At 48.6% G+C, this 4,055-nt stretch carries 4 protein-coding genes; all 4 read left to right on the forward strand.

The window, feature by feature from the left end; genetic code table 11:
* Positions 1 to 7: 7 nt before the first annotated feature.
* The gene (locus DC28_RS04455) at positions 8 to 1,123 is read left to right on the forward strand and encodes an IS256 family transposase (RefSeq protein WP_408020227.1); all 1,116 of its coding nucleotides are present in this window, start codon (positions 8 to 10) and stop codon (positions 1,121 to 1,123) included.
* 27 nt (positions 1,124 to 1,150) lie between these two features.
* Entirely contained in the window at positions 1,151 to 2,242 is a 1,092-nt protein-coding gene (locus tag DC28_RS04460) for a saccharopine dehydrogenase family protein (protein WP_280938007.1), read from the forward strand.
* Positions 2,239 to 2,568 carry a hypothetical protein gene (locus DC28_RS04465; RefSeq protein ID WP_037546371.1) on the forward strand — a complete coding sequence of 110 codons (330 nt, stop codon included), beginning with the start codon at positions 2,239 to 2,241 and terminating at the stop codon, positions 2,566 to 2,568. The genes DC28_RS04460 and DC28_RS04465 overlap by 4 nt, the downstream gene beginning before the upstream one ends.
* A 166-nt stretch (positions 2,569 to 2,734) precedes the next feature.
* Positions 2,735 to 3,982, forward strand: a complete 1,248-nt coding sequence (istA, locus tag DC28_RS04470; RefSeq protein ID WP_156104573.1) for an IS21 family transposase — start codon at positions 2,735 to 2,737, stop codon at positions 3,980 to 3,982.
* Positions 3,983 to 4,055 lie beyond the last annotated feature (73 nt).

Here is a 4,055-nt window from a genome sequence, read left to right on the forward strand (position 1 = left end):
TGAAGACATCCAGGGGGGAGGCAAGGACAGCATCACAAAGACAATCGGTACCATCATGAATCTGGCCATGAAGTTGGAACAGGAGAAGGCCTTGTCCGCCGGACCCTACGAGCGTAATGAAGATCGGACTGGCCATCGCAACGGGTACAAGGATAAGCTCCTAAAGACGCGTATGGGCGAGGTTCCAATTCAGATCCCACAAGTACGGGGGATGGAGTTTTATCCCGGTGCGGTCGATAAGGGGTGTCGCAGCGAACGAGCCTTGAAGCTCGCCATTGCGCAGATGTATATCCAGGGAGTCTCAACCCGTCGTGTGTCAAAGATCGTCGAACAGCTATGCGGGTTCGAGGTTTCTCAGAGCCAGGTTTCGAATGCCGCCAGGTTGCTTGATGAAGAGATCAAAAAATGGCGAGAACGACCTCTGGATACCTATAAGTACCTCGTGCTGGACGCGACCTATGAGAAGGTTCGTATGGATCGCTCAGTGGTGTCAGGAGCGGTGCTAATTGCCTATGGGATAGACATTACCGGGCAACGCCGTGTACTTGGAATTAGCACAGAGATCAGCGAGGCCGATGTCCACTGGCGGAGGTTCCTCCAGTCGCTGGTAGAACGAGGTCTTCACGGGGTAACCATGATTACCTCTGATGCTCATAGTGGCCTGAAGGCGGCATGCGAAGCGATCTTCCCGACCGTGAAGTGGCAACGCTGCCAGTTCCACCTGCAGCAGAATGCCGGACATCACGTGACACGGCAGAGCATGCGGAAAGAGCTGGCGCAGGATCTACGTACCGTGTTCAATGCGCCTAACCTGGAAGAAGCTCAGCGGTACCTGAAAATAGCCGTTGATAAGTACCGCGCAGATTCTCCACAGCTCAGCGAATGGCTGGAGCACAACGTACCGGAGAGTCTTACGGTGTTCACGATCCCGGTAAAACATCGCCGGCGATTGCGCACTTCCAATCTTGCCGAGCGACAAATGAAGGAGATCAAACGACGGACAAAAGTGGCTATGATCTTCCCGAACAAGGAATCACTGAACCGTATCGTAGCGGCGATCATGATGGAAGTTGACGAGACCTGGGCAACCGGGAAGCGATATTTGGATATGGAGACCGATTAACTTTTTCCAATTTTACAGAAGAAAGGGTTGCTTTATCTTGTTGGCGGATACGGATCGGTGGGTAGAGTAGTGGCTGAACAGCTATCGGTTCACTTCCCGGGAAAGGTTATAATCAGTGGTAGGAATCTTCGTAAAGCCCAAGATCTGGCAACTGAATTAGGAAATACCGTCATTCCTACTGCCTTTGATATAGATGCCCCCCATTCATTCCATTCAGTATTACAGCATGCACGAATTGTAGTGATGTGTGTTGAGACGAAGGGCGTTGAACTTCCCAGGTATTGTGTCGAGCATGGAATCTCCTATATAGACATAACCGCTTCAATCGATATTATCCAATCACTTCACAGTTTGAAACAACAAGCACTCGATAATCATTGTATGATCATTACAAGTGTTGGTCTCGCCCCGGGTCTCACCAACCTACTCGCCAAGCATGTATTGGGGTTGATGCCCTCTGTTACAAATATAGACATTTTTATTCAACTCGGCTTGGGTGAAATACATGGACCCGCCGCCATGAAATGGACCTTTGATACCCTAAACTCAACTTACCAATTAAAATCGCGCAGGCAATCCGTATGGGTAAAGAGTTTCACAGAAAAGAAAACTACCTCATTCCCAGGTCTTAAGGATGAAAAAGAACGGCCCCTGTACAACTTTAATTTTTCTGATCAGCACGTTATATCAGACACTCTAAACATTGAAGAGGCCAAAACATACTTCGGCTTTTTTTCAGCTTTTACCACAAAGCTACTGGCAGGAAGCCGAAAACTTGGATTGACCAAAATATTGGGAAAAGAAAGAATACAAACCATGCTCCGGGCTTTACTCAAGGTCCTCCCAATGGGTAGCAAGAAGTTCAGATTACAAGCTGTTGGATGGTCTCGAGATTTTCCAGGAACAAAACAGGTTGTCGGTGTACAAGGTTCAAATGAAGGATACTCCACCGGTTTATTCACAGCGTGGGTCGTTAGACAGGCATTATTGTCAACAGGTACACATGGGGCCTTTCATGTTGAACAGCTGTACTCCTTGGAGGATTTTATGAAAGATCAATCCTCAACAGATCACATGTTTTATTTTCAACGACAAAATGACAACACGGGGGGTGTATGATTTTATTTCAATATTTTTGCGGATGTCCGAATTCATCGATCACCCTGGCGAACCTTCAGTCAGTGATGAGAAAACAGCATATTCCTGACGATAATTTAGATATTGTCGAAATTTCATCTATAGAACAAGCGGAAAGAGAAAAATTCAGCGGCTCCCCTACCATACTCATTGATAACATAGACATTTATACATTGGAGAAACCGGTGTCATTTAGTTTTGCATGCCGTGTTTATAATATCCAAGGGCAAAATACAGGAGTTCTACCGGAGAGTTTTATTGAAAGTAGAATGGATGAGATACAGCAGCGTTTGCGCGAGGTAACCTAACCAGATTCATTCTTTGAATGACCGCAGGCCAAGGGAGCCTGGCTGAGTAGAATCCCCATGCTGAGTATATGAAACCTCAGTTTCCTGTTGTCAAAAGGCGCACTAAACTTCGAAAGAAACGGCGCGTAAATTTACGACCCGATACTTCTGTAAAGGAGGTATCCGGGTGGGAAAGTTACAAGCTAATCAGAAGGAGTTTTGTATGCTGGGTCTTGATCTGGATATCAGTAATACCGAATTAGCGCGCCGCTTCGGGGTTACAGAAGGAACGATCCGCTACCATCGGAAGAAGGGAAAAGGCGTTGACGGCCGGTCGACACGGTATTCTGGAGTATCTGTATTCAACCGCCAAATCGAAATATGGATTCAACAGAATGATCAACGCGAGCCGTCAAAGCGCCACACCGTACGTTCGCTGTACAGCGGTTTAAGGAAGTTTCATAACTTTGCCTTATCCTATGATGCTTTACGGCGTTATCTCAAGAAACATTACCCCGAAGTCATAGCAAAACAGTACCGAATGCGTATGGAGACCCCGCCGGGGAAGCTCATGCAGGTGGATTGGAAGGAGTCGGTACGTGTACAAGTCGGGGCTCCGGAGAACTGGGTTACCATCAATGTGCTGATTATTCAGCTCGCGTTTTCACGTATGCCGGCGATGGTGTTGAGAGTCAAAAAGGATACTCAGTCATTCCTGAGTGCGCATCATGAAGCGGTCAGCATGCTCGGCGGGATTGCCGAGTTTGTTCGCCCCGACTGTATGGCGACTGCTGTGAAACTGTGGAAGGGCCGGAAGTCGCAGATGAATCAGGACTACATGGAGTATCTGGAAAGCTTGGGAACACAGGCGTTTCCCGCTCGTCCGGGTATGCCCCAAGACAAGGGAAAGGTTGAACGGCGAATCCAGGATCTCTTTCGGGACATCGACTTCAACACCACGATTTTCAGGAGTCTTCGCGAAGCTCAGGAGTTCTTCAATGAGCTGCTCGCCGAACGAGTGGCTCGGTGGAGCTGTCCGGCTACTGGCACAAGCATTCTTGAGGCTTACGAATACGAAAAGCAGTTTCTTCAGGATGTCTCAGACGCGCCTCGGATTCATCTCGACTCGGCTTCAACCACGGTTTCAACTGAGTCTCTGGTGTACTTCAGAGGCAACTGGTACCAGGTCCCCGAAGGGCATGAGGGCAAGTCGGTCCGAGTCATCAACACTGGAACGGAAATTGAGGTCTACTGCGAAGGCACGGTGATTCAAACTCACGAATACTATCCCGGGGTGAAGAATATGATCCGGCTTAGCCGGGAGGCCATCACGCTGTCTACCAGGCCGATGAGTGACCTGACTCGACAATGGGGTCTGGAGGTCGCCGAACGCCAGATGGACCATTACCAGAAAATAGTGGGAGGAACCAGATGAGTTTGGATGTGATCATTCGAAAAATGGAGTACCTGAAATTCCAGCATACGCCGGCCATTCTTCAGGAGCTAAC

This window comes from Spirochaeta lutea (assembly GCF_000758165.1).
Lineage (GTDB): Bacteria > Spirochaetota > Spirochaetia > DSM-27196 > Salinispiraceae > Spirochaeta_D > Spirochaeta_D lutea.